Raw genomic sequence first — 25,077 nt, forward strand, 5'->3', positions numbered from 1 at the left:
GCTTGTGATATTCGTCGGGATCGCGGGCCCAGCCGTTGGGCTCCATGCCTTCGCCGAACTCGCCGTCGAGCATGCGGGCGATGTCGCGCAGGGTCTGCACCATGTCGAGGCGGACACTGTCATCATCAGCGCGGAAATATTCGTTCAGCTCGTCCAGCGAATCCCCCTCATCCGCCCCTCCGGGGCACCTTCTCCCAAGGGAGAAGGAAAGCGGTGCACAGTGTGGGATAAAGTCACAAAACCTTGTCATCCCGGACATATGCCCGGCCTTGAGCCGGGCGGCGATCCGGGACCGATTATCGCGAAAGCTGGCCGCACCGGGCGTATGGGTCCCGGGTCTTCGCCCTGATCAGGTCAGGGCTGCGCCCGGGATGACGCGCGTGTATCGGCCTCGGATATCCCTTTCAAGCCAAACCCGTTGGTCCCGGATGGCGCTGCGCGCCTCCGGGAAAAATAATAGGGGAAGGGATGTGTGGAAGGGTCTGGCCGCCAGTGGTGGCGCGCCTACGTCGCCACAAACGCTTTCTCGACGACGAAATCCGCCGGCGCGGCGTTCGAGCCCTCGACGAAATTGCGGTCGAGGCAGATTTGTTTGACGTCTTTCAGCAGGCCTTCCGAGCCGCAGATCATCACACGGTCGACTTCGGGATCGAGGGGCGGGACGCCGAGGCGGTCGAAGAGCTCGCCGCTTTCGATCATGTCGGTGACGCGGCCCTTGACCGGGCCGTCCTCGCGGGTGACCGAGCTGAAATGGACCAGTTTCTCGCGCGCCAGTTCGCCGATCAGCTCGTCATCCTTGACCGCCTCGACCAGTTCGCTGCCATAGGTCAGTTCGGCGGATTCGCGGCAGGTCTGGGTCAGGATGACCTGGTCGAATTTCTCGTAGGTTTCCGGATCGCGGATCAGGCTGGCAAAGGGCGCGATGCCGGTGCCGGTCGAGATCATGTAGAGGCGCTTGCCGGGCTTGAGGGCGTCGAGCACCAGCGTGCCGACCGGCTTGCGGCCGAGCAGGATTTTATCGCCTTCCTTGATGTGCTGGAGGCGCGAAGTCAGCGGTCCGTCCGGCACCTTGATCGAGTAGAAATCGAGCGCTTCATCCCAGAAGGGGCTGGCCACGGAATAGGCGCGCAGGAGGGGTTTGCCGTCCTCCTTGGGCAGCCCGATCATGATGAATTCGCCGGAGCGGAAGCGGAAAGTATCCGGACGCGTGATGCGGAAATGGAAGAGCCGGTCGGTGTAATGCGTCACCGACAACACGGTCTCGACCGTATAGGGGCCCGGCTTGGCGGACACGGCATTCTTCTTGGCAGGCGCGGTCGCGGTCATGGTCATCGTCTCATACTCGGTTTTGGCGGGTTGAGGCCGCTCAGGCCGTCACGCGCGGCGCTTCGGTATCGGCCCAGGGCGGAACAGGCAAGCCCCGCGAGGACAGGAAGTCCGCATTGAAGAGTTTGCCGGCATAGCGGGCGCCGCTATCGCACAGCATGGTCACGATCGTCTTGCCCGGCCCCAGATCGCGGGCCAGGCGCATGGCGCCGGCGATATTGATCCCGGCCGAACCGCCCAGGGACAGGCCTTCGGACTTCACCAGATCAAACAGGATGGGCAGCATTTCGGCGTCTTCGATGCGGTAGATATGGGAGACGTCGAGGCCTTCCAGATTGCCGGTGATGCGGTTGACGCCAATGCCCTCGGTGATCGAGGAGCCTTCGCCCTTCAGCTCGCCCTTGGTGAAATAGTTGTAGAGCGCAGCGCCGGCCGGATCGGCGGCACCGATAGCGATGTCAGGCTTGCGGGCGCGCAGGGCTTCGGCGACGCCGGCCAGCGTACCGCCTGAGCCGACCGCACAGATGAAGCCATCGATCGCGCCGCCGGTCTGGTCCCAGATCTCCGGGCCGGTGGTCAGGGCATGGGCGCGCTTATTGGCGAGATTGTCGAACTGGTTGGCCCAGATTGCACCGTTTGGCTGGCTCTCATTGAGCTCCTCGGCGAGGCGGCGCGAATAATGGACGAAGTGGTTGGGGCTGGAGAAGGGCGCCGCATCGACTTCGATCAGGCGGGCGCCGAAGGAGCGGATCGCGGCCTTCTTTTCTTCCGACTGGGTGCGCGGCATGACGATGATGACGTCATAACCCAGCGCGCCGCCGACCAGGGCGAGCCCGATCCCGGTATTGCCGGCCGTGCCCTCGACGATGGTGCCGCCGGGCTTGAGCGTGCCGTCAGTCTCGGCTTCCCGCACGATATTGAGCGCGGCGCGGTCCTTCACGGAGCCGCCCGGATTGAGGAATTCGGCCTTGCCGAGGATTTCACAGCCGGTCGCATCGGACGGGCCATCGAGCCGGATCAGCGGCGTATGGCCGATCAGGTCGAGCACATGTTTGGCAGACACGGGCAGTGTCCTTTCGTCTGTTTTCTTATTCAGCCGCAACTTGTTCGTCGGCGATTGGGGCCGGGGTGTGGATTCCGCATTCGGTCTTGGACTGGCCGAGCCAGCGGCCGGAGCGGATATCGCCCTCGGCCTGGACCGGCGCGGTGCAGGTCCAGCACCCGATCGAGGCATACCCCATATCGGTCAGCGGGTGTCGCGGCAAATCGAAGCGCCGGAAATAGTCCTCGATCGCGGCAGCGTCCCAATTGGCCAGTGGATTGACCCGGATACGGCCATTGATGCGTTCCACGACAGGCAGGCTCATCCGGCCGCCGCCATGGAAGCGTTTGCGGCCCGTGATCAGGGCGTCGTACTCGCCGATCACCGCGTCGAGCGGGCGCACCTTGCGCAGGGCGCAGCAGGCGTCGGGGTCGCGGCGCCACAGACGGTCATCACGGTCCTCGTCAGCAACTTCCTCGCTGTCCGGCGTGAGGACGCGGATATGGGTCAGGCCGAGCTGGTCGGTCAGCTGGCGCTGATACTGCTCGGTCTGGGCAAAGAGGCGGCCGGTGTCCAGGAAGATGACCGGCGTGTCCGGATCGATCTGCGCGATCATGTGAAGATTGACCGCAGCCTCGGCCCCGAAAGAGGAGAGGATGGCGGTCTTGCCGACCCATTCCTGCTTGATGGCATCGCGCAGGATCTCCTGCGGAGACAGGTCACGATAGCGGGCATTGAGGCCGGCGAGGTCATCGACCGGTTCCGCATGGCGGTGACGAAAGAGCGGTGTGACATTGCCGCGACCGGGTTGATAGGCGTGGGCAAAGCGGGTGCGGGCACGGGTCCAGTCGGCCTCCAGCCCCTTGCGGTCCGGCTCGACATCGTCGAAGCCGACGCGGATCAGGTGCTGGGCCTGGTCGGGGATGAGATCACCGACGGCGCGCAGCTTGCCAGTATAGCCGATACGTTCGCGCAGCTGGGTCGCCAGGGTGAAGCCGCGACCATCATTGAATTTGGAAAAGCGGATATCGACGCGCACGGCGCCGGCGATCTCGGCCTTCGCCTCCCGCCAGTCGGCATCGCCGGGCAATTCCACGATATGACCCCCACCGGCGGCCAATTGAGCGTCGGCGACGGGCCGGGTATCGGTCTTGCGATCAAGCGTCAGCATAGATGGCCTCCTTGAAGGCGTCGGATCCGACACGGCGCAGCGTGTCGATGAAGCGCTCATTTTCGGCGCGAATATCGAGATAGGTGTGCAGCAGGCGGGCAATGGCGGCGGGGACATCCTCGCCGGCCAGGCCCTTGCCGATGATCGAGCCGATCGCGGCATCCGAGCCGAAGGCGCCGCCCAGGGTGATCTGGTAGAATTCCTCGCCGCGCTTGTCCACGCCCAGCACGCCGATATGGGCGACATGGTGATGGCCGCAGGCATTGATGCAGCCATCGATCTTGATGGTCACATCGCCGGCTTTCTCCGACAGGCCCTCGGCCTCCAGCAGGGTGGAGATGGCCTGGGCGATCGGGATGGAGCGGGCATTGGCGAGATTGCAGTAATCCAGTCCCGGGCAGGCGACGATATCGGTCGCCAGACCGGCATTGGCGGTGGCAAGGCCAGCCTCGACCAGACCGTTCCAGACCGCTTCCAGATCGCCATTGCGGACATGCGGCAGGATCAGATTCTGGTCCGGCGTGGCGCGGATTTCGTCAAAACCGAAGCGCTCGGCGAGGTCGGCGACAGCCTCCATTTGCGCGTCGGTGATATCGCCCGGCGTGCCGCCGATGGGCTTCAGCGAGATGACCAGCGAGGACAGGCCCTCGACCGCATGATCGCGGCGATTGCGGTCCAGCCAGCGGGCGAAGGCACGGTTCTCCGTCACCGGAACGGGCGTCGGCTCGGCCTGTTTGGGCTGGTCGAAGAAGCGGCGGATACGGGCGATCTCGGCGGCAGGGAGTTTCAGCTCGCCCTCGCGGATCACGGCCCACTCATCCTCGACCTGGCGGCCATACTCGTCCGGACCCAGCGCCTCGACCAGGATCTTGATCCGGGCCTTGTAGAGATTGTCGCGGCGACCGTGCTGGTTGTACACGCGCAGGCAGGCGGTGAGGTAGGAGAGCAAGTCTTCCGGCGCCAGGAAGGGCTTGATCAGATGACCCAGGCGCGGCGTGCGGCCCTGACCACCCCCGACCCAGACTTCAAACCCGGTCTCGCCGGCATCATTCCGGACAATCTGCAGACCGATATCATGCACGCGGATACCGGCCCGGTCGGCCTTGGCCCCGTTGACGGCGATCTTGAACTTGCGCGGCAGGAAGGTGAATTCCGGGTGGAAGCTCGACCATTGGCGGATGATCTCGGCCCAGGGGCGACCATCTTCCAGCTCGTCGGCGGCGGCGCCGGCAAACGGGTCGGCGGTGACATTGCGGATGCAATTGCCCGAGGTCTGGATGGCATGCATTTCGACGGCGGCGAGGCGGTCGAGAATGTCGGGAATATCGACCAGGGCCGGCCAGTTATACTGCAGGTTCTGGCGCGTGGTGAAATGGCCATAGCCCTTGTCATAATCGCGCGCGATCCCGGCCAGGGTGCGCATCTGCGTGCTGTTCAGCGTGCCGTAGGGGATGGCCACCCGCAGCATATAGGCGTGCAGCTGCAGATAGACGCCATTCATCAGGCGCAGCGGCTTGAACTGGTCCTCCGTGAGGCGACCATCGAGGCGACGCGCCACCTGGTCGCGAAACTCCGCGATCCGGTCGGCCACCATGGCGTGGTCATAGCTGTCATACTGGTACATGGCTCAGGCCGTCGCTTGGGCATGGGTGGAACCGGTCGTCGGACCGGCGAGACGGATGCCCTCGCGGCGCCATTTCTGGCCGCCGGGCCGATCATCCTCGAGCTCGATGAGATAGGCGCCGACGGCGATATGGCTCTCATCAGAGGCGATCTCGAGCACGGCATCGGCCTGGTCCTCGTCGAGGCGGGCGGCCTCGGCCAGCTCGGTCGTCCAGTCGCCGGTCGCGGTGCGATAGATCACCCGGCCATCGGTGAGGCGGTTGGCGGTAATGGTCTTCATGCGAATTGCTCCTGGCCGATCTTGGCGGCGGCCTGGCTGATGGCGGTGCCGGCGACCTCGCCGACAATCATGATGGTGGGACCGGTAATGGCTTCGCGCGTGACCAGCCCGGCGAGGTCGCCGAGCGCTCCGTAGACGCGGCGTTCATTGTCCCGGGTGCCGTTCTCGATCAGGGCCACCGGCGTTGCGGGATCGCGTCCGGCGGCGACCATCTTGGCCTGGATCTCCGGCGCAGCGCCGACGCCCATATAGAAGACGGTGGTGGAATTGGCGGCGGACAGGCCGCGATAATCGGCGTCCGGCCCGTCCTGCTTGACCACGCCGGAGGCAAAGGTCACCGACTGGGCATGGTCGCGATGGGTCAGGGGAATGCCGGCCGAAGCGGCGCAGGCGACCGCAGCGGTGATGCCGGGCGTGACCTCGACCGCGATACCGGCCGCGCGGACGACATCCAGCTCTTCGCCGCCGCGCCCAAAGACAAAGGGGTCGCCGCCCTTGATGCGGACCACGCGCTGACCCTTGCGGGCCTCGCGCACGAGGATGGCGCCGATTTCATCCTGCGGGACGGGATGATGGCCCTTGGTCTTGCCGACATCGATGCGCAGGGCGTCGCGGCGAGCCAGATCCATCACGCCTTCGCTGACCAGGCGGTCATGCACGATGACATCGGCCTCGCGCAGCAGGCGGGCGGCCTTGAGGGTAAGCAAATCGGGATCGCCGGGACCGGCGCCGACCAGGTGGACGATGCCATTGCGTTCGGACGTCTCGCCATTCAACTCACGCAGCATTTCACGGCGGGCGCCGGACTTGTTACCGGAAAGCGCAAGGTCACGGGCCTTGCCGCGCAAGGCGCGTTCCCAGAAGGCGCGGCGGTCGTCGAACTTGCCGAGGACGGATTTCACCGTGCCGCGCAGCTCGCGGGCGAGGTCGGCGATGACGCCGATGCGGGCGGGCAGGATTTGTTCGATCGCGGCGCGGATATCGACCGACAGAACTGGCGCGGCGCCGCCCGAGGCGATGGAGACGACAATGCCGTCACGGTCGACAATGGCCGGCGTCTGGAAGTCCGAGGCGGCCGGACTGTCGACGATATTGACCATCGCGCCCTGGCTGCGGCCCCAACGGGCGAGCTTGTCGAGCTGGCGCTCTTCGCCGCCGGCAAGGAAAATCAATGTCGCGCCACGAAGGTCCCGCCGGGTCGGCACTCGGCGTATAATCTTCGCATACTGGGCAATATCCGAAGCAACAGGATCATTGGACGCACCGGTGAACCAAAGCAACCGGGCTGGGGATGATGCAAACAGGCGTGCCTTTGGCTCGGCCATCGGGCCTTGCCCGACAACGATCACCGTCTGTCCATCTAGGGGAATGGAGGCAGGGAAAACACGCATGGTCACTCGTCCGTTCCTGCGCCTTCGTGGCGCGACGAGTTCAATATTTCTATTCGATGCAGCGATTACAAACGACCATTATTGGCTTTTGACGTTAGAAAAACTAAACTCAAGCCATGGCTCAGACCTCTCGCCTTCCCCCACTCAATGCCCTGCGGGCCTTCGAGGCTGCCGCCCGGCTGGAGAGCTTTGCCCGTGCCGCCGACGAATTGGCGGTCACGCCGGGCGCCATCAGCCAGCAGATAAGGCAGCTGGAGGAGCATGTCGGTGCCCCGCTTTTTGTGCGCGAAGGGCGCGGTTTGAGCCTCACCGAGGCCGGTCGTGCTGCGGCCGGTATCACATCGGAAGCCTTTGAAACGCTCGAACGTGCGGTCTCGCTGATGCGCCAGCCCATCCATCGCCGCGCCCTCACCGTCTCGGTCGCGCCCTCCTTTGCCGGTAAATGGCTGGCGCCGCGCCTCTTCCGCTTCCAGGAGGAAGTGCCGGGCGTGGAAGTCTGGATTGCCGCGACCTCGGAGCGCGTCGATCTGGCCGCCGGCGCCGCCGATCTGGGCATACGCTATGGGCCGGGTGGCGACATGACCCTGAATGAAGAGGCCCTGCTGGCCGAAGAAGTCCTGCCGGTTTGCTCACCCGACCTCTTGCGCGACGGCCCGCCGCTGGCCCGCGCGCAGGACTTGCGTGGCCAGACCCTGCTGCACGACGCTTCACCGGAAACCGAGGTCGACGGCGCCGACTGGGCCTCCTGGCTCAAGGCGCGTGGAGCACGGGGTGTGGATGTGTCGGGCGGCGTGCGGTTCAACCAGTCAGCCCTGGTCATTGACGCCGCCGTCGCGGGGCGCGGCGTCGCCCTGGCCAAGCGCGCCCTGGTCCAGAACGATCTCGCCAGTGGCCGCCTCGTCGCCCTCTTCCCCGACGGCACCACCCCGGTCCGCTCCGCCTATCATATCGTCACGGCAAGGAACCGCCCGCTGAGCCCGGATGCGCGGGCCTTCATCGCTTGGCTGAAGGCCGAAGCGCGGGTGCATGAGCACTCGGTGGATGAGTTGTGAGGCGCCTTCGATCCAAAACACATTTTTCCCGGCCGGAGACCTGCGCAGGCAGGTCGCAGAGCCGGGACCAACGGGCCTCTCCGGTGATGATGAGTCTCTCGTGGGTCCCGGATCGCGCCCAAGCGCGTCCGGGAAAAATGGGGGTTTATCCGGCGGCGTGGCACACCGGCACATAGCCCGCGGCAATCGTCTTCACCGTCGGCTCCGGCGTCAGCACCTCAACCCGATCCGTCAAAGCGTCCGGCCCTGTCGAATAGCCATCAAACGACCAGGCCCAGACGCGACCTTGCCACCGCACCAGCGGCGTCCCGTCAGGCGAGACCCGAAAGAACACACCCTCCGGCAGGTCCGCCAGCATTGCCTCATAGGTCACCTGCTCCCGCGACCGTGAGAAGACCCGTGCCTTGTGCAGGACACGATCCATGTCCGGTGCGCGATGTGGCAGGTCGGGATGGGCCTTGGCAAAAGCATCCCGGAAGCGATTGAAATCGTCTCGCCGGCATTCGGCGCAGGGGCGGTGCCCGGCGGCGAGGGCGACGGCTTCGTCGGTGAAGAAGAGCTCGGTATAACAGCCCGGCGCCATCAGCACGCGGCGGCGCTCCTTGAAAGCGAGTGAGCAGGTGACCCAGGCCTGGTGTTTCCAGCGCGCGGTGCCGAGCTGTTGGCGGTCATCATGCAGGATGCCGCGATTGCCCATCAGCGTGCCGCGGGCCGAGTGGGCACAGATCTCGCCGGTGGGCGTGACGCGGTTTTGCAGCGGTGAGGGGCGTGTCATGGGGCAGCACTACATCGGAGCGAGTCTATATGGAAATTGGTTTGGAATTTTCCTTCCGAACAGTCCGGTCCGTTTCGGATACTGCTCATGAAGCTTGGTGTTGACGTGCTCCGAAAAGGCGTAGGCGAGAGCCATCGCTTCGCTTGCCAATTCTACGAGTTCTTTTGCGATGCCTCGAATTTCGCCAATGCGGCGTATCAGTCCGGCATTTCCGGTGCTAGTGAACTCAGTCTTCATCAAGCCGCCAACTGGATTATCTTCTTCTATTGTGGAATGCTCATCGAGAAGAGATGATAGTTCAAGTCGCGATTTACTGTAGTAATCGAGCGCCGCAACAAGCGTGTTGCGTAGATTTATTAGTTGTGTAAACTTATTAAGTGTTTCATCATCCATTTTTTCCATAGCGAAATGTATCGATTCAGCGGGAGAGATAAACGATGCATCTCTCGAAGATACAAAAGGTAGGATGGCTTGCCAGTACAATTCGCTTTGAAATAGTAAATTGGCCATATTTATTTGATTCATAATTGGCCTATGAATGGATGCGATGTCATTTATCAGCGAGGTGGCGTTCGAAACAAATATAAGTCCGTCTTTGAGGGTGCTTTTCCTGTTCGCGCGTGCATTCAAGTACATGGCTGAAAAAAGCGAAATCAGACCGCCGAGCAACACGCCAGCAAACGAGACTACAGCCGTTTCCCAAGGCGAGGACTGTGCGCTATGGCCGAACTGAGCAAAGACGTTCTGCACCTAATGGTCCATTCAAACTGCCATTTTTGAGATTGTATCGATTCTAGCTGCAATGCATTCGTCCGTTACCGCCACCATTTTGCAACTCACTCGCACTAACAAACAAACCCGTTCGCAATCGGTCGCTTAAGGGGGAATTCGCTTGACCCTTGCGGCGTTGACCATGTGAGAATGGTTGCAATTCTGCGGCCCTCGACGGTCGCCGGCCCATAATACGGAACGGGCGCAAGCCCGGGGTGAGGAGCATGAAGCCGACCGATACGCGCGATCCCGACTATTTTCACAAGGTCGTGGATTGCCAGTGGGCATGCCCGGCACATACGCCGGTGCCCGAGTATATCCGCCTGATTGCGCAAGGTGAATTCACCGAAGCCTATCTCGTCAATCGCCGTTCCAACGTCTTCCCGGGCATTCTCGGCCGGGTCTGCGATCGCCCCTGCGAGCCGGCCTGCCGGCGGGGCCGCGTCGAGGAGGAACCGGTCGCAATCTGCCGCTTGAAGCGCGTCGCGGCCGACCATCGCGACGAAGTCAAACATCTCCTGCCGCAAAAACCGGCGACGACAAATGGCAAGAAGATCGCCCTGATCGGCGCCGGTCCGGCGTCGCTGACCGTGGCCAATGACCTCGCCCCGCTGGGCTATGAGTGCACGATCTTTGAAGCCCATCACCGCCCCGGCGGTCTGATGATCTCCAACATCCCGTCCTTCCGCCTGCCGGAAGAAGTGCTGGACGAGGAGATCGGATACATTCTCGACCAGGGCGTGGAACTGAAGACCGGTCACCGCATCGAGAGCCTCAAGGCGCTGGCCGAGAGCGGCTATGACGCCGTCTTCATTGGCTCCGGTGCGCCCAAGGGCAAGGATCTCAAGATTGAGGGCCGCGACGAGGCCGATGCCAATATCCATATCGGTATCGACTGGCTGGAAAGTGTCGCTTTCGAGCATACCGACAAGATCGGCAAGGACGTCCTGATCATCGGTGTCGGCAATACCGCCATGGATTGCTGCCGCACCTCGCTGCGCCTCGGTGCCGATGATGTGAAGGTGATGGCCCGCAAGCCGCGGCAATTCTTCAAGGCCTCCCCCTGGGAGCTCGAGGATGCCGAGGACGAGAATGTCGAAATCCTGGTCAATCACTCGCCCAAGCGTTTTGTGGTCGAGAATGGCAAGCTGACCGGCATGGAATTCGAGTTGATGGAGTATCAGCTCGATGAGGACGGCCAGATCACCGACACCCAGATCGCCGGTACCAAAATCATTCCCTGTACCGATGTCATCCTGGCGATCGGGCAGGAGAATGCCTTCCCCTGGATCGAGCGCGATATCGGGATCGAATTCGACAAATGGGGCGTGCCGATCGTTGACGAGAAGACGTTCGAGTCGACCAAGAAGGGCATCTTCTTTGGCGGTGACAGCGCCTTCGGACCCAAGAATATCATCTGGGCGGTCGAGCATGGACACCAGGCGGCGATCTCGATCCACAAGCATTGCGAGGGCACGGCGCTGGCGACGCGTCTGCCGCGCGGGGTCAATCTTCAATCCGCCAAGATGGGCGTGAATGAGTGGATGTATTCCAACAGCTATACCGGCGAGCCTCGCCGGCAAATGCCGTTGGCCGAACTGAAGGCGCGCCTCTCCAATCGCAAGATGGAAGTGGAGACGGGATATACCGCCGAGCAGATCGCGACCGAGGTCCAGCGCTGTCTCAATTGCGATGTGCAGACCGTCTTCGAGGCCCCGCTCTGCAAGGAATGCGATGCCTGTATGGACATCTGCCCGGTCGATTGCCTGTCCATCGTGCCGGTGGCGGAAGAAGCCGAGCTGCGCCAGTCGCTGCGGGTTCCGGCCAATAACAAGGACCAGGACCTGTTCGTCTCGGAGCCGCTGAAGGATACCGGGCGGGTCATGGTCAAGGACGAAAATCTCTGCCTGCATTGCGGCCTGTGTGCCGAGCGCTGCCCGACCGCCGCGTGGGACATGCAGGATGCCGACATCTTCATTCCGCATGTCGACGATGAAACGAAGAAAGTGGCTGCCGAATGAAGGATCTCGTGGACGTGTCAGGCGAAGTCCGGGTCAATGACTTCGTCATCAAGATCGGCAATGTGAACGGCACCGGTTCGGCTTCGGCCAATGGCCTGCTGATGAAGGCGATCTTCCGCATGGGCGTGCCGGTGGTGGGCAAGAATCTCTTCCCCTCCAATATCCAGGGCCTGCCGACCTGGTATGAGATCCGCCTGACCAAGGACGGCTATATGGCCCGCTCCGGCACGGCGGAATTCATCGTCGCCATGAATGCCGAGACCTATAAACAGGATCTCGCCGAGGTGTCGCCGGGCGGTTTCCTCCTTTACGACTCGACCTGGCCGCGGCCGGACCTGCATGCGCGCGAAGATGTCACCGCGATCGGTGTGCCGCTCGCCCGCCTGGTCAATGCCGCCTTCGACAATGCCCGCACCCGCGTGCTGATGAAAAACATGGCCTATGTCGGCGCCGTCGCCGGTCTGACCGGTCTCGATGTCGAGGTCATTCGCGGCCTGGTGAAGGAAATGTTCGGGACCAAGGAACACCTCATCGACGCCAATATGAAGGCGATCGGGCTGGGCCTGGATTATGTCCGCGAGCATTTCGCCGATCCGTTGCCACTGCGCATCGAGCCGATGGACAAGACGGCCGGTCACATCATGATCGATGGCAATACGGCTGCCGCCCTGGGCTGTGTCTATGCCGGGGCGACCTTCGGCGCCTGGTATCCGATCACGCCCTCGACCTCCTTGATGGATGGCTTCAAGGGCTTTTGCGAGAAATTCCGCGTCGATCCGGAAACCGGCGAGAAGAATTTCTGCATCATCCAGGGTGAGGACGAGCTCGCCTCGGTCGGCATGGCCATTGGTGCTGGCTGGAATGGCGCGCGCGCCTTCACCCCGACCTCCGGTCCCGGCATCTCTCTGATGAGCGAATTCATCGGTTTTGCCTATTATGGCGAAGTGCCGGTCGTGCTGTTCGACGTCCAGCGCGCCGGTCCCTCGACCGGCCTGCCGACCCGGACCCAGCAGTGCGACATCACCCTGGCCGCCTATGCCAGCCATGGCGATACCAAGCATATCCTCCTCTTCCCGGCCAATCCGAAGGAATGCTTCGAGATGGCGGTGCAGAGCTTCGACATTGCCGAACGCTTCCAGGCGCCGGTCTTCTTCATGACCGATCTTGATATCGGCATGAATGACTGGATGATCCCGGAGCTGGAATGGGATGACAGCTACCAGCCCGATCGCGGCAAGGTCCTGACCGCCGACGAGATCGAAAGCCTCGAGAAATTCTACCGTTATGAAGACCGCGACGGCGACGCCATTCCCTGGCGCACCCTGCCGGGCACCCATCCCAAGGGCGCTTATTTCACGCGCGGATCGGGCCATAACTGGAAAGGCGGCTATACCGAGGACAGTGACGAGTACAAGGAAGTGCTCGATCGTCTGACCACCAAGTGGAAAAATGCCGCCAATGCCGTCCCGGCGCCGGTCATCACGCGCTGCGGCCAGAATGCCCGCCGGGCGATTATCTCGGTCGGTGGCTGCGATGGCGCGGTCCTGGAAGCCCTCGACCGCTTCGCCGAAAATGGCGTGAACCTGGATTATCTGCGCGTGCGCGGCTTCCCCTTCAATGCCGAGGTCGACCAATTCATCGAGCAATATGACGAGGTCTTCGTGGTCGAGCAGAACCGTGACGGGCAATTGCGCTCGCTGCTGGTCAATGAGACCGAAGCGCCCAAGCACAAGCTGGTCTCGATCCTCGATTATGCCGGTATGGCGGCGAATCCGAAATTCATCATCGAGGGCATTTCGGCCCATCTCGAAGCCCTGGGAGACGTCGCATGACCTCCATGAGCAAGCCTTTCATCGACAAGCATCTGCCCAAGAACAAGCTCGGCCTGTCGGTTCGTAATTATGAAGGCGTGATGTCGACGCTGTGTGCCGGTTGCGGCCATGACTCGGTGACCGCCGCCCTGGTCCAGGCCTTCTGGGAACTCGATCTGGCGCCGGAAAGCGCGGCCAAGGTCTCCGGGATTGGCTGCTCGTCCAAGACGACGGCCTATTTCATGGGCCAGTCGCACGGCATTAATTGCGTGCATGGGCGCATGCCCTCCGTGGCGACCGGGGCCAATGCCGCCAATGGCGAACTCAATTATATCGGCATTTCCGGGGACGGGGACTCGCTCTCGATCGGTTTCGGCCAGTTCGCCCATGCCATTCGGCGCAATCTCAACATGCTGTATATTCTCGAGAATAATGGCGTGTATGGTCTCACCAAGGGCCAGTTCTCGGCCGCGGCTGATTATGGTTCGAAGTCGAAAAAGGGCGTCGAGAATGACCAGATGCCGATCGATCCCTGTGTCCAGGCGCTGACGCTGGGGGCCGGCTTCGTGGCGCGCGCCTTTTCCGGCGACAAGTCCCAGCTCGTGCCGCTGATCAAGGCCGGTCTCAAGCACAAGGGTTTTGCCCTGATCGACGTCATCTCGCCCTGCGTGACCTTCAATGATCACAAGGGCTCGACCAAGAGCTACGCCCATACCTACAAGTATTATCATCCGCTCGTGCACACGGATTTCGTCGCCCATGCCGACGAGGTCACCGGATCCTATGACAAGGACGGGGCGATGCGGGTGACCATGCAGGATGGTGGCGAGCTTTTCCTGCGCAAGACCGAGAGCAATTACGATCCGCGTGACCGCGCCCAGGCGATCGAGACCCTGTTGATGAACAAGACCGAGGGCGAGATCCGCACCGGTCTTCTCTATCTCAACAGCGATCTGCCGGACATGCAGGCGGCCAACAAGCTCCCGAAAATCCCGCTCAACCAGGTGCCCTATGAACGCCTGACCCCGGGCAAGGCAGCCCTCGCGAAGTTACAGTCCCGCTATCGGTGAGTGGCGGGCCGACCCGGCTCGCGGTCTCAGCCCTCGCTGCCATTGAAGCGTTCGATGCGTGGTTTGGCGTCATTGGCGGCGGCGCGGGCCGCCGGGCTGTCCTCGAGGTCGGCCAGCGTTACATGCATGAAGCTGGCCCCGGTCTCGTCGCGGATCGGCGTATAGCGCACCTGCCAGAAGCGGTTGATCGCATCGTGGTCGGTCCAAACCGCCGAGGCGCCAAGAATATTGCCGTCGGCAAGACCCTGTCTGTGTAATGCCTCCAGATCGCCGGTCAGCCGCTTGAGGGCTGGCGCGTTCTCGATCCGGTGTTCTCCCGCGAGAAAGTCCTGCCTCATGATTGTGCTCGCGGCTTCGATGCGGAGCCCTTCGGGACCGGTCTGCAGGAGCAGGCAGGGAAAGGGGCTGTGCTCGACCGTCGCACGCAAATCGTCAAACAGGGATCGCGTTCGTGGATCCTCGGCCAGCTTGACAATGGCCTCGGCGACCGCGGCCGGCGGCGTCACCAGTCCCGCCTCCAGGCGTGACACATAGGTTTGCGAGACGCCGATGAGCTCTGCCATCGCGCCCTGCTTCAATCGCAGCCGCAAGCGAAGCGACCGAACCGTGCTGGCCCAATCCGTCCCCAAGACCGAATTCTAACCCCTTTGAATCTTGGAGTTATCTTGGCGCTCAGCGCATATGAATGGGCACTCATAAAATATGAATTATCCACACCCATTCGGGTGGTGGACGAGGCTAGAAACCGAGGGCCCGTGCGACATAGCCGGGCAGGTCCGCCATCAGCTCGCCGAGCTCGCCGCGCGCCCAGGCCGGCAGGAAAATGGCCAGGACGACACTGATGATCAGGCCGAGAAAGGCGCGCAAGACGTCCGAGGTGACATCCCAGAGCGCCGAGAGCTTCGAGCGCAGGCCGGCGATATAGGCGATGGCGATTTCGCGACCGGCCAGCATGCCCAGGAAGACCCAGGTCGTGCTCATCGGGACATCGTTCACTTCCTTGAAGATGTAGAGAATGATCCCGTAGATCAGGTCGATCGCGGTGGCCGCGCGGATGTCGGTGGAGTTGGTCTTCGACAGAACGATTTTCTGGATCTCGCCGCCACGATTGCGGAAGATGATTGCGTGCAGGGCCAGCATCACGACCGTCGCAAAGACCAGAAGCAGCGGCGAGAAGGTGACCTGCGTCTGCAGCACCGCCACACCTTCGCGCATGAGCGGCAGGCCATTGTCGTCCAGAACCGGGACCAGCTCGGTGGTGCGGGGCAGGAATATGAAGATATTGGCCAGATCCTGCATCAACCATTGTGCCCAGAGGAAGGCGGTCGCGCACCATTGGGCGACATACCAGACCGGGTGATGGGGCTCGTCCTTGGTGCGCTCGATCCAGCGTTCGAACATGCGCGAGATGATCAGGTAGACAAAGAAGGCTGCGCTGATGGCGACGATATAGCCGAGCGCTGACTTGGTCAGCATTCTCGGTAAAACCCCTTCGGTATTCGCGCCGCCGGTCAGTGCGAAAATGGTCAGGACCAGGAAGGTGGTCGAAACGGGAATGCCGTAACGGGTCAGGATGAGCAGGAAAAGCGGCGGGATGGCGTGCCACCACTGCACGCCGCCGTCCGGATAGGGCAGGGAATTGAGGCGGCCAAACGCGATATCGCCACCGCCACCGTAGAACCCCCACAACATCACCGCGACGATGATCGAGCAGGCATAGGCCCACAAAACCCACCAGGGTCGTTTGGTATTGGAACTGAGGAAGGTGCCGAGGGTCTGAATCGCATCATTGGCGACAATCGAATAGGCGGCGATCAGGAAGCCGAGGATCGAGAAGATCCAAACCGTCGTGTTCAAATCGGCCATGGCCGGGCACCCTCTTGGAGACAAAACGCCGGGGCAGGTAGCAAACACCAGGCCTTGCGATCAATCAGCCTCTTGCCATTCTGACGCATCTTCACACAAGTGTCGCAAACGCTTCAGCGTTTTCGTCCGTTTGGTTGCTTTAGGCTTCAGGGTTCACAAGCCGCGCAGCTTGGGTTATAAAATATAACCGCCGATGACCGGCACCGGCGCGCCCTCTCAATCCGGAGAAGCGCATATGTCCGACCCGACGCTCAGCCTTGATGTCCAGACCATTCACTGGCCGTCCGTGATCCGTCATTATCGTCTTTCGAAGGGCCTCAAACAGGCCGCCATGGCGCATGATCTCGGGGTCACCCAGACCATGATCTCACGCTGGGAATCCGGCGTCGCAATCCCCTCCGAAGGGGTTCAGGAACGGGTGTTCGACTTGTACTGGGCGTCCCAGACATCAGTCTCGCGATCGGCCTGGCTCGACCGGATCGGGCGGCACCCGGCGGTGGTGGGCGTGATCAATGGTGAGGGCCGCATTTTGCGGGCCAGCCGGGGCTTTTGCCGCAGTCTTGATTGTCAGCGCCTTGAGCTCGAGGGGCGCTATATTCACGAGGCCTTCGAAGGCGACTGGCCGCGCTTGTTCGATGCCCTTGTCGCCGCAGGTCTGTTCGAAGGCCGACTGGCTTCCGCGGAGAGCATAGATGTCATCACCTTTCTGAGCCCGGATGGCGAGCGACGCCCAGGCTATGTTCATGGGCTGCATCGCCCCAGTTTCCTGCCCGGTCCGGAAATCCTGTGGCTGCTGTCCGGCGCGGATGTCTCCGAACGCGTTCATGCTGACGTCAAGGCGCGCCTGGGCGGCGCCATGGTCTTGCGCAAGGCGATCTAGGTCGTGGCGGGCGCTGAAATACCCGTCCGGAGCGACCCGATTTTCTGGCGCAACCTCCTGCGCCGCTACCGCTTCACTCACAATGTCAAACAGGCGGCTCTGGCTTATGATCTGGGCGTAACCCAGGCCATGGTGTCGCGCTGGGAGTCTGGTGCAGTTCAGCCGGCGGCGGACATGCAGGCGCGGATCCGGGCCCTCGCCGGGACGCCGGAGGATATGGCCTCACCGCTGGTGGGTTGGCGCAAGCACGTCGCCGTTCAGCCCGGTATTGCCGCAGTGGTGGATCGCGACGGCGTGATCGAAACAGCCAGCACGGGTCTTGCCCGTGAAGCGGATAGGCCGCGCGACCAGATCGAGGGCCAGACCCTGGCAAGTCTTTTCCAGGGAGACCTGGTCGCCTTGCACGCGCTTCTCATTGAGCGCGGATTTTTTGACGGCGCGCTTGAAAGCGTTGAAAGTGCGGATCGGTATTGTTTTGCCAATTCACATGGTAAACGCGATATTGGTCCGGTTCATGGCCTGCACTGGCCGCATATCGGCGAAGATGGAACGGTCAGGTGGATGCTGACCGGGGCGAGAGTCAGCCCGGTGGAATTTGACCGTCTGCGCCGTGAGTTCGGCGGGCAGGTGGAGATGTCCGGGCCGGAATGAGCCCGCAAGGGGGGCGGATTTGGTAGAAGATATCAAGTTGTCGATGACTTCGAGCAAGGTCAACTGGCCGTCGGTCATCCGCAATTTCCGGATGTCCAAACGCCTCAAGCAGGCGGCGTTGGCTGCGGATCTGGGGGTCACTCAGGCCATGATCTCGCGCTGGGAGAATGGTGACAGCGAACCGCCAGAACGGATCAAGCGCCGCATGGCGGAACTGGTTCAGGACGCCTTTGTCATCGCGCCGGCACCAACTTGGGTCGACCTGGTCTCGCTCAACCCCTCGGTCGAATTTGTCACCGACTCAATGGGCATGATCAAAGCCATCTCCCTGGGCGCACTCGATCTTTTTGGCATTCGCCGTAATGAGATTGAAGGTCGCAATATCCGCAATTTCCTCGGCGGGGATTTCACCGACGCGCTCGAGAAACTGCGCGCCGAAGGCATGTTCCAGAATAATCTCGCCTTTGCCCAGAGCATGGGCACGCTGGAAGTGAATGTGTCCTCCGGCATGCAATCGCTGCTGTGTGACTTCATCCACTGGCCGCGCATCTCCGAGGCCCGCACCGTCTATTGCATCCACTCCGGCGCGACGCTGGACGAGAAGCGCTATGCCAAGCGCCTCGAAGAGCGCGGCGAGAAGGTTGTGGTGCGCCGGACCTTCTAGAGGTCGTGGCGACAGGCGTTCCTCTCTGACATTTCGATCAGGTCTGATCGCCGGCCAGTCGCCGGGCCGGCTATTGCTGGCCGTGATAGGTCAATGTGTATTGACTGAATTGCTCCGGCAGCCAGCAGGTCCGCTCAGATGCCGCCGGAAGTGTTTCGCCGACTATGTAGTCCGGCCAGCGATCACACGTGCCGACAAGCGAGTAGGGGTCGATGATTGTCACCGTGATCTCGCCGGTCTCATTGTCCATTGTCCAGAAGCCCGGAAGATCGTCCGCCGTTCCGAGTTGAACACTGCCGGTGCTGGTCCCCCGGGTGGGGCTCGTGGTCGCGCTCGGACCACCAAACAGGAATTGCACGGTCGCGCCATCGGGGCCTGAGGCGGTGAAGTAATCATCGTCTTGCGGCATACTGAAATCTTGGGCCTGGGCCGTGCCCGCAAGCGCGAGTACAAGCCCGGCCAGGCTCAATGCCCGTGTCGATCCGTCCATTTTTCCCTGTCTCCCCTGGCGGTTTTTCGGTGTGATCCTGACGCCCGGTGCTTAAGATTGTGTGCAACGGGTGGGGGCGTGCCTCCGGCTTGTCCGGCCATATAAGAAGGGCGGCACCGCATGGCGGGCCGCCCTTCCTACATCCGGATACCCGGCGACCTACTCGCTGCGCTGTGCGTCACGCAGGGCGCGGAACTCATTGCCCTCATACCAGTTCGGCCAGGCGTCCGAATTGGCCAAGCGTGAGCCGACCGTGAAGAAGAGCGTCGTGTCCTCGACCATGCCCTCCATATTCCAGTCCTCGGAATATTCGTCGGCCGGACCGTGATAGCGATTGGCGCGATAGTCGGCACCGATGGCTTCACCGGCTTCGCGGCCGCCCTCACGCAGGTCAAACCCGCCATCGGCGTAGAGCATCGGCACGCCCTGCTTGGCCAGCTCGATATGGTCGGACCGGTAGAAATACCCGGCCTCCGGATTGGGGTCCGGCACGATATAGCGATCCTGTTCGGCGGCGGCGTCGGTGAGGATATCCTCCAGTTCCGAAGCGCCGTGGCCGACCACGACGACGTCGCGGGCGCGGCCGGTGGGCAGGATCGCATCAATGTTGAGCCCGCCCACTGTCTGGTCAAAGGGTACGATCGGGTTCTCGCCATAATAGGCCGAGCCCAGCAGGCCGGATTCCTCGGCGGTCACGGCCAGGATCATCACCGATCGCTCGGCCGGGTTGGCGGCAAAGGCTTCGCCGATTTCCAGGATGGCGGCGGTGCCGGTCGCATTGTCGACGGCGCCGTTATAGAGGCCATCCTCGCCTTCGGGCACGTCGCGGATGCCGATATGGTCCCAATGCGCGGTGTAGAGCACGTATTCGTCCGGACGCGTCGTGCCCGGCACCACGCCGACCACATTGCGCGACTCCATGGTCTCGGCCGAATTGACCAATTGGCCGGATGCGGTGAGGCCGGTCATCTCGACCGGGGTGAAGCCCGGCTCTGCGGCGGCAGCCGTGACGGCGTCGAAGTCCAATCCGGCGAGCTCGAACATCTGGCGGGCCCTGTCCTCAGTGACCCAGCTCTCGACATTGGCGAACTGGCCTTCACCCGGTTCACGGGCGAGGTCGAGCTGGGTGCCACTCCAGGAGCCGGAGACGACATTCCAGCCATAGGAGGCCGGGGCGGTCTGGTGGATCAGGATGACGGCCGCCGCGCCCTGGCGGGCCGCTTCCTCATACTTGTAGGTCCAGCGCCCGTAATAGGTCATGGCATTGCCATTGAAGAGGCCGCTGTCGGGATTGGCATAGCCGGGATCATTCACCAGCATGACCACGGTCCGGCCCTCGACATCGAGGTCGGCATAATCATCCCAGCCATATTCCGGCGCCACGACGCCATAGCCGACAAAGACCAGATCGCTGTCCTCGACGCTGATGTCAGAGGCGTTGAGCTTGGACCAATAAACGATGTCCTCGTTCATGCTCAGGCCGAGCGGCTCGCCTTCGAAAGACACGTCGAAGCTTGATTGCTCCGCGTCCAGGCTGACGGCGAGCAGGGAGACGGGTTGGAAATAGCTGCCCTCATAACCCGGTTCGAGACCGATCCGGGCCATCTCGTCGGCGATCCACTGACTGGCGGCGATCCCGCCGGGCGTGGCCGGAGCGCGACCCTCGAAGGAATCATCGGCCAGGGTGGCGATGCGATGACGCAGGTCCGCCTCATTGATTGCCGCGCCGGTCATGCTTTCGGTATGCGCGCCGGTCGTCTCGGTCGCGGTGTCGGCCATGGTGTCCGTGCCGGTCTCGGCAGACGGAGAGCAGGCGACGACCGCGAGGCCGATCAGCGCTGCAGGAAATCCGGTATGTTTCATCTCAACCCCCTAAGACTTATTGGGCTTGGCCCGTTTCTGTGCAACATCGTGCATTCGTCACGTCGTGGTGCAAGCTATCGCACTCAGGCGCGGCATGGAAATCGGGTTTGACCAAACCTGAATGACCATTCATGTTTGCGTCGACGGAGAGCGACGCATTGCACGACCGCATATCGCACGGTCAAAAATGACCGGCAGGCCTTGAGGGGAGAGATCATGGCGAATGAAAGTGGGGGAGGCGCATCCGGTGCCACCCAGAAAGCAAGTGCCGGCTATCGCAGTCTGGTCATGCTTCTGCTGTTTCTGGTTTATGCGTTCAACTTCCTGGACCGCCAGATCATTTCCATCCTCGCCATTCCGATCAAGGAAGACCTCGGCCTGACCGATGAGCAGCTCGGCCTGCTCGGCGGTATCGCCTTTGCGGTTCTTTATTCCACGCTGGGTGTCCCGATCGCCTGGTTCGCCGACCGTATGAGCCGGACCTGGATCATGACGGTCGCGCTGACCGTCTGGAGCGGATTTACTGCGCTGAGTGGCTTCGCCCAGAACTTCACCCAGCTCTTCCTGGCGCGGGTCGGTGTCGGCATTGGTGAAGCCGGCGGTGTTGCCCCGGCCTATACGATCATCGCCGACTATCACCCGCCTGCCGAGCGCTCGCGGGCCCTGGCCATCTACTCGCTCGGCATTCCTGTCGGCTCCGCTTTCGGCGTCATCGCCGGCTCGCAGATCGCCGGCGGCGGCATTTCCGATGCGCTCGATTGGCGATCCGCCTTCTTCATCGTGGGTATTGCCGGGATTGTGCTCGCGCCGATCTTCAAGCTGATCGTGAAAGAACCCACGCGCGGCCAGTTCGACAGTGTTCCGACCCAGAAAGCCGAGAGCAAACAGCTTGTCGGCGTCTACTCCGACCGCAAGACACGCATTCTCTCCATTGCGGGCGCAGTCATTTTCGCGCTGCCAAGCCTGTTGTCGATCTTCAACATCCTCGTCTTTGGTGCGACATCGATCCAGTCCGTCCCCCTGCTCGCCGGCGCCGCCCTTGTCGGTGCCGTGTCCGGCTGGATGGGCGGGCGCTGGGTTGCCCGTACAACCAGCCCGGCCATGTTGATGATCGGCCTTGCCGTCCTGATGCCGCTGTCCGCCCTGGTCGCCTGGATCGTTCCGGCGCTGGGCGGGGCCGGCTTTGGTACCGCCGCTATCGGCTGGCTGATCGGTCATGTCGTGGTCGGTGGTCTCCTGGGCGCGTTTTTCGCGGCCTTCCGGGACTTCATGTCGCTGGCCCTCGAAAAGCCGAGCTTCTGGTTGATGATCCTGGGCGCCTCGGCCTCCTCGATGATGGGCTATGGCGTCTTCTTCTGGCTGCCCTCCTTCTTCTCGCGCAGCTTCCAGCTCGGTCTGGTCGAGACCGGCTGGCTGTTCGGCGGCGTTCTCTTTGTGGCCGGCAGTCTGGGGATTTTCCTCGGTGGCGTGATGGGCGATCTGATGGGCAAGTCCAAGCGCTCGGCCTTCGCCACGGTTCCGGCGATCGCCTTCCTGCTCAGCGCTCCGCTCTACTGGGCCGGCATCATGGCGCCGTCGCCGCTTCTGGCCGTGATCATCCTCTTCATCCCGACCGCGCTGGGCCTTGCCTGGCTGGGACCGGTCCTGTCGGCCTTCCAGCACCTGATGCCGCCGCACATGCGCACGAGTGCCTCCTCGGTCTTCCTGTTGATCAACAACCTGCTTGGCATTGGCGGCGGGGTCTATGTGCTCGGCCGGGTCTCCACCGTGCTGCAGCCGACCTTCGGCGATGGCTCGCTGCGCATCTCGATCGTGATCGGGGCCTGTCTCTACCTGGTTGCGGCCTTCTTCATGTTCTGGGCCGCGCGCTATCTGGCCCGGGATTGGGAGGGCGATGGTGAGACCGTGCCCGTTCCGCAAGTGGAACCGCCTTCGGAGGCCGAACCGTCCTGATGACTGACGCGAACTACACCGATCACCACTTCACCACGACGGATGGTCCGCGCATTCACTGGCGCGACTATCCGGCCGTGGGCCGGAAAACCGGCCTGCCGGTGATCTGCCTGCACGGCCTGACCCGCAATGTCCGTGATTTCGAGGACCTTGCGCCGATGATTGCGGGCCTGGCCCGGCGCGTCATCGTCGTCTCCGCCCGCGGGCGTGGCCTGTCTGACCATGACCCGGTCGCGGCGCGCTATCAGCCGCCGACTTATGCCGGCGACATTCTTGGTCTGATGGCGTCGATCGAGCTGCCGCGTGCGGTCTTTGTCGGCACGTCGATGGGCGGGTTGATGACCTTCATCATCGCCGGCCTCCAGCCCGAGCGCATCGCCGCCGCGGTGATCAATGATATCGGGCCGGAGATCGCTCAGGCCGGCCTCGACCGGATCAAGTCGAATGTCGCCAGCCGGGATCCGGTGGACAGCTGGCAGGAGGCGGCTGCCCGCACCCGCCAGTCCAATCTCGCCGCCTTTCCCAAGCGGGCCGATGATGCGGATTTCTGGGATGATTTCGCGCGCAAGACCTGGGTTGAGCGTGAGGATGGAAAGATCGCGCTCGCCTATGATGGCGCGCTGGTCGAACAGATGGAGGGCGATGCCCCGCTGCCGGATTTGTGGGCGTTCTGGACGCCCTTCGCGGACATCCCCACCCTGGTTGTGCGCGGCGGTATCTCCGACCTTCTGACGCCGCAGACCGTGGCCGAGATGAAGCGGCAAAAGCCGGACTTGCGCACGGTAGACGTGCCCAATGTCGGGCATGCGCCCTTCTTGACCGAGCCGGAGGCCTGGACTGCGATCAAGGCCTTGCTCGCCGATTGCGACTGATCAGCTGAAATAGCGCGTGATCACGGCCGCATTCGGCGCCTCATTCCAGCAGATCCGCGTGCCGGTTTTGCCGTCAAAGAATGCCCCGCACACATGCCCGGTCTTGACCTTGGCATTGGCGTCTGTGCCGTCGAGGGCGGCGTGCATATAGCGCAATATGCCGTTCGAGGTGATGACCACGGCGAGGCCGTCCGTCTTGGCGGCGTCGGCCATGGCGGCGAGGGCATTGGCTTTCAGCGTGTCGTCCGAGGGTGACCAGTCGACCCCGCCCGGCCTCGTATGGCGCTTGTCCCAGCAATCGAGTGTGTCCGGGCCGAACTCGGCGATGATCTCGTCATTGGTCTTGCCGCCCCAGGACCCGTAATCGATCTCGGTCAGGCGCGGGTCGATCTCGACCGATCCCGCAAAACCGGTCAGCTCAGCCACGATCTCTGCGGCGCGGCGCGTGCGCTTCAGCGGGCCGCAAATGAGGCGGGCCGGGGTCAGCCGGGTTGCGGCAAGGGCTTCAGCCAGCGCGCGGGCCTGGGCCTCCCCGCTCTCGACCAGGGGCAGGTCTTCCTTCGCACCGACCCAGACCGGCGTGTCGCCAGGGCCGAATGTATTGCCGTGGCGGGCGAGCAGGACGCGTCCCATCAGACCAGCTCCCCTTCGCGCTGGATGATCGCCTCGACCCGGACCGCGTCTTCCGGCGAGTCCACCGACCAGGCCGAGCGACCGCGATAATCAGTCAGCACGATGCGGATCGGGATTCCGTTTTCCAGAGCCCGCAATTGTTCCAGGCTTTCGGTCAGCTCGAAAGGCGTCGGGTCGAGCGCGACCAGCTGTTCCAGCGTCTCGCGGCGATAGCCGTACAGGCCGATATGCTGGTAGGTCGGCGCGCCTTCATCCGGCTTGCGGCGGAAGGGGATGACATTCTTGGAGAAATACATCGCGTCCATGGCCTTGTTGAAGACAACGGTTGTGCCGGACGCGGACCCCTTCGCCTTGTCGGCGCGCATGCGGGCTTCGGTGTCTTTCGGAAGGGCGATGGCCGGTGTCGCCATTTGCAGGGATGGGTCGGCACGCAGCGTCTCGGCCACACCGCCAATCACCCAAGGCGGAATGAGCGGGGCATCGCCTTGCACATTGATGATGATCTCGGCATCGCTCTTGAGGCGCCGGACCGCGTCCAGGGCGCGCTCGGTGCCATTGCGGCAGGCTTCGTTCGTCATCACGGCTTCGCCGCCGGCGGCGGTGACAGCGTCCATGATCCGCTCGTCATCGGTGGCGACCACGACACGGTCGACACCCTCGGCCGCGGCGGCAATGCGCCAGACCCGCTCGATCATCATCCGGCCGGCAATCTTCGCCAGCGGCTTGCCGGGAAAGCGGGTGGAACCGTAACGGGCGGGAATGACGGCGAGAACGGACATGGGCGATCCTCAAATCCAGTGATGACCGGCTTGTTCCACACACACGCCGCAATTTCCACTCCCCTTCAAAGGTGACAGGGCTGGATGCTGGAA

Annotated in this window: 23 protein-coding genes; 9 read left to right on the forward strand and 14 right to left on the reverse strand. The window is 62.8% G+C overall.

The genetic code is table 11. The features are described 5' to 3' along the window. Nucleotides 1–504 precede the first annotated feature (504 nt). From Q0X62_RS00920 to cysG, 6 genes are read right to left on the reverse strand one after another with little or no spacing between them, the layout of a single operon-like run. On the reverse strand, nt 505–1,326 hold the full coding sequence (locus Q0X62_RS00920) for a ferredoxin--NADP reductase (RefSeq protein WP_297730620.1): 822 nt from the start codon (nt 1,324–1,326) through the stop codon (nt 505–507). Between the two features lie 40 nt (nt 1,327–1,366). After that, the gene (locus Q0X62_RS00925; RefSeq protein WP_297730622.1) at nt 1,367–2,389 is read right to left on the reverse strand and encodes a cysteine synthase A; all 1,023 of its coding nucleotides are present in this window, start codon (nt 2,387–2,389) and stop codon (nt 1,367–1,369) included. 25 nt (nt 2,390–2,414) lie between these two features. Next, a complete protein-coding gene (locus Q0X62_RS00930) occupies nt 2,415–3,539 on the reverse strand; it encodes a phosphoadenylyl-sulfate reductase (protein ID WP_297730624.1) in 1,125 nt (374 codons plus the stop codon). Further along, nucleotides 3,526–5,163, reverse strand: coding sequence for a nitrite/sulfite reductase (locus tag Q0X62_RS00935; protein WP_297730626.1), 1,638 nt, complete (start codon nt 5,161–5,163; stop codon nt 3,526–3,528). Before Q0X62_RS00935 ends, Q0X62_RS00930 begins: the two co-directional genes overlap by 14 nt. A gap of 3 nt (nt 5,164–5,166) precedes the next feature. Next, entirely contained in the window at nt 5,167–5,442 is a 276-nt protein-coding gene (locus Q0X62_RS00940) for a DUF2849 domain-containing protein (RefSeq protein WP_297730628.1), read from the reverse strand. Continuing rightward, a complete protein-coding gene (gene cysG, locus Q0X62_RS00945; RefSeq protein ID WP_297730630.1) occupies nt 5,439–6,833 on the reverse strand; it encodes a siroheme synthase CysG in 1,395 nt (464 codons plus the stop codon). Before cysG ends, Q0X62_RS00940 begins: the two co-directional genes overlap by 4 nt. A gap of 116 nt (nt 6,834–6,949) precedes the next feature. On the opposite strand from cysG, the gene gcvA reads away from it, so the two are divergent. Then, nucleotides 6,950–7,885: a transcriptional regulator GcvA gene (gene gcvA / locus Q0X62_RS00950; protein ID WP_297730632.1), complete on the forward strand. Its 936-nt coding sequence runs from the start codon at nt 6,950–6,952 to the stop codon at nt 7,883–7,885. 145 nt (nt 7,886–8,030) lie between these two features. Here gcvA and Q0X62_RS00955 read toward each other — a convergent pair whose 3' ends face one another. Then, nucleotides 8,031–8,660 (reverse strand): hypothetical protein, encoded by a 630-nt coding sequence (locus tag Q0X62_RS00955; RefSeq protein WP_297730634.1) that lies wholly within the window; start codon nt 8,658–8,660, stop codon nt 8,031–8,033. A gap of 9 nt (nt 8,661–8,669) precedes the next feature. Continuing rightward, nucleotides 8,670–9,410: a hypothetical protein gene (locus Q0X62_RS00960; RefSeq protein ID WP_297730636.1), complete on the reverse strand. Its 741-nt coding sequence runs from the start codon at nt 9,408–9,410 to the stop codon at nt 8,670–8,672. Nucleotides 9,411–9,655: 245 nt separating this feature from the next. On the opposite strand from Q0X62_RS00960, the gene Q0X62_RS00965 reads away from it, so the two are divergent. The 3 genes from Q0X62_RS00965 to Q0X62_RS00975 are packed head-to-tail and all read left to right on the forward strand — an operon-like array spanning nt 9,656 to nt 14,333. Then, entirely contained in the window at nt 9,656–11,452 is a 1,797-nt protein-coding gene (locus Q0X62_RS00965) for an FAD-dependent oxidoreductase (RefSeq protein ID WP_297730638.1), read from the forward strand. Beyond that, nucleotides 11,449–13,284 carry a 2-oxoacid:acceptor oxidoreductase subunit alpha gene (locus Q0X62_RS00970; RefSeq protein ID WP_297730640.1) on the forward strand — a complete coding sequence of 612 codons (1,836 nt, stop codon included), beginning with the start codon at nt 11,449–11,451 and terminating at the stop codon, nt 13,282–13,284. Before Q0X62_RS00965 ends, Q0X62_RS00970 begins: the two co-directional genes overlap by 4 nt. After that, a complete protein-coding gene (locus tag Q0X62_RS00975; RefSeq protein ID WP_297730642.1) occupies nt 13,281–14,333 on the forward strand; it encodes a 2-oxoacid:ferredoxin oxidoreductase subunit beta in 1,053 nt (350 codons plus the stop codon). Before Q0X62_RS00970 ends, Q0X62_RS00975 begins: the two co-directional genes overlap by 4 nt. Nucleotides 14,334–14,359: 26 nt before the next feature. Here Q0X62_RS00975 and Q0X62_RS00980 read toward each other — a convergent pair whose 3' ends face one another. Together Q0X62_RS00980 and Q0X62_RS00985 are read right to left on the reverse strand one after the other, a co-directional pair. Then, complete coding sequence (locus tag Q0X62_RS00980) at nt 14,360–14,962, reverse strand: helix-turn-helix transcriptional regulator (RefSeq protein ID WP_297730644.1); 603 nt, start codon at nt 14,960–14,962, stop codon at nt 14,360–14,362. Nucleotides 14,963–15,071: 109 nt separating this feature from the next. Further along, on the reverse strand, nt 15,072–16,199 hold the full coding sequence (locus Q0X62_RS00985) for a hypothetical protein (RefSeq protein WP_297730646.1): 1,128 nt from the start codon (nt 16,197–16,199) through the stop codon (nt 15,072–15,074). Between the two features lie 235 nt (nt 16,200–16,434). Between Q0X62_RS00985 and Q0X62_RS00990 the strand changes: the two genes are divergently transcribed. From Q0X62_RS00990 to Q0X62_RS01000, 3 genes are read left to right on the forward strand one after another with little or no spacing between them, the layout of a single operon-like run. Then, complete coding sequence (locus Q0X62_RS00990) at nt 16,435–17,079, forward strand: helix-turn-helix domain-containing protein (RefSeq protein WP_297730648.1); 645 nt, start codon at nt 16,435–16,437, stop codon at nt 17,077–17,079. A 3-nt stretch (nt 17,080–17,082) separates the two neighbouring features. Next, the gene (locus Q0X62_RS00995) at nt 17,083–17,730 is read left to right on the forward strand and encodes a helix-turn-helix transcriptional regulator (RefSeq protein WP_297730650.1); all 648 of its coding nucleotides are present in this window, start codon (nt 17,083–17,085) and stop codon (nt 17,728–17,730) included. Between the two features lie 43 nt (nt 17,731–17,773). Then, nucleotides 17,774–18,394 carry a helix-turn-helix domain-containing protein gene (locus Q0X62_RS01000; RefSeq protein WP_297730652.1) on the forward strand — a complete coding sequence of 207 codons (621 nt, stop codon included), beginning with the start codon at nt 17,774–17,776 and terminating at the stop codon, nt 18,392–18,394. Between the two features lie 70 nt (nt 18,395–18,464). Here Q0X62_RS01000 and Q0X62_RS01005 read toward each other — a convergent pair whose 3' ends face one another. Beyond that, nucleotides 18,465–18,884 (reverse strand): hypothetical protein, encoded by a 420-nt coding sequence (locus Q0X62_RS01005; RefSeq protein ID WP_297730654.1) that lies wholly within the window; start codon nt 18,882–18,884, stop codon nt 18,465–18,467. Between the two features lie 159 nt (nt 18,885–19,043). After that, a complete protein-coding gene (locus Q0X62_RS01010; protein ID WP_297730656.1) occupies nt 19,044–20,747 on the reverse strand; it encodes a M28 family metallopeptidase in 1,704 nt (567 codons plus the stop codon). Nucleotides 20,748–20,963: 216 nt separating this feature from the next. On the opposite strand from Q0X62_RS01010, the gene Q0X62_RS01015 reads away from it, so the two are divergent. Further along, nucleotides 20,964–22,700 carry an MFS transporter gene (locus tag Q0X62_RS01015; protein ID WP_297730658.1) on the forward strand — a complete coding sequence of 579 codons (1,737 nt, stop codon included), beginning with the start codon at nt 20,964–20,966 and terminating at the stop codon, nt 22,698–22,700. Continuing rightward, on the forward strand, nt 22,700–23,572 hold the full coding sequence (locus tag Q0X62_RS01020) for an alpha/beta hydrolase (protein ID WP_297730660.1): 873 nt from the start codon (nt 22,700–22,702) through the stop codon (nt 23,570–23,572). The genes Q0X62_RS01015 and Q0X62_RS01020 overlap by 1 nt, the downstream gene beginning before the upstream one ends. Here Q0X62_RS01020 and Q0X62_RS01025 read toward each other — a convergent pair whose 3' ends face one another. Then, entirely contained in the window at nt 23,573–24,205 is a 633-nt protein-coding gene (locus Q0X62_RS01025; protein WP_297730662.1) for a phosphoglycerate mutase family protein, read from the reverse strand. Continuing rightward, complete coding sequence (gene kdsB, locus Q0X62_RS01030; protein WP_297730664.1) at nt 24,205–24,984, reverse strand: 3-deoxy-manno-octulosonate cytidylyltransferase; 780 nt, start codon at nt 24,982–24,984, stop codon at nt 24,205–24,207. The genes Q0X62_RS01025 and kdsB overlap by 1 nt, the downstream gene beginning before the upstream one ends. Nucleotides 24,985–25,077: the final 93 nt, after the last annotated feature.

Origin of the sequence: uncultured Maricaulis sp. (assembly GCF_947259345.1) — a bacterium.
GTDB lineage: Bacteria > Pseudomonadota > Alphaproteobacteria > Caulobacterales > Maricaulaceae > Maricaulis.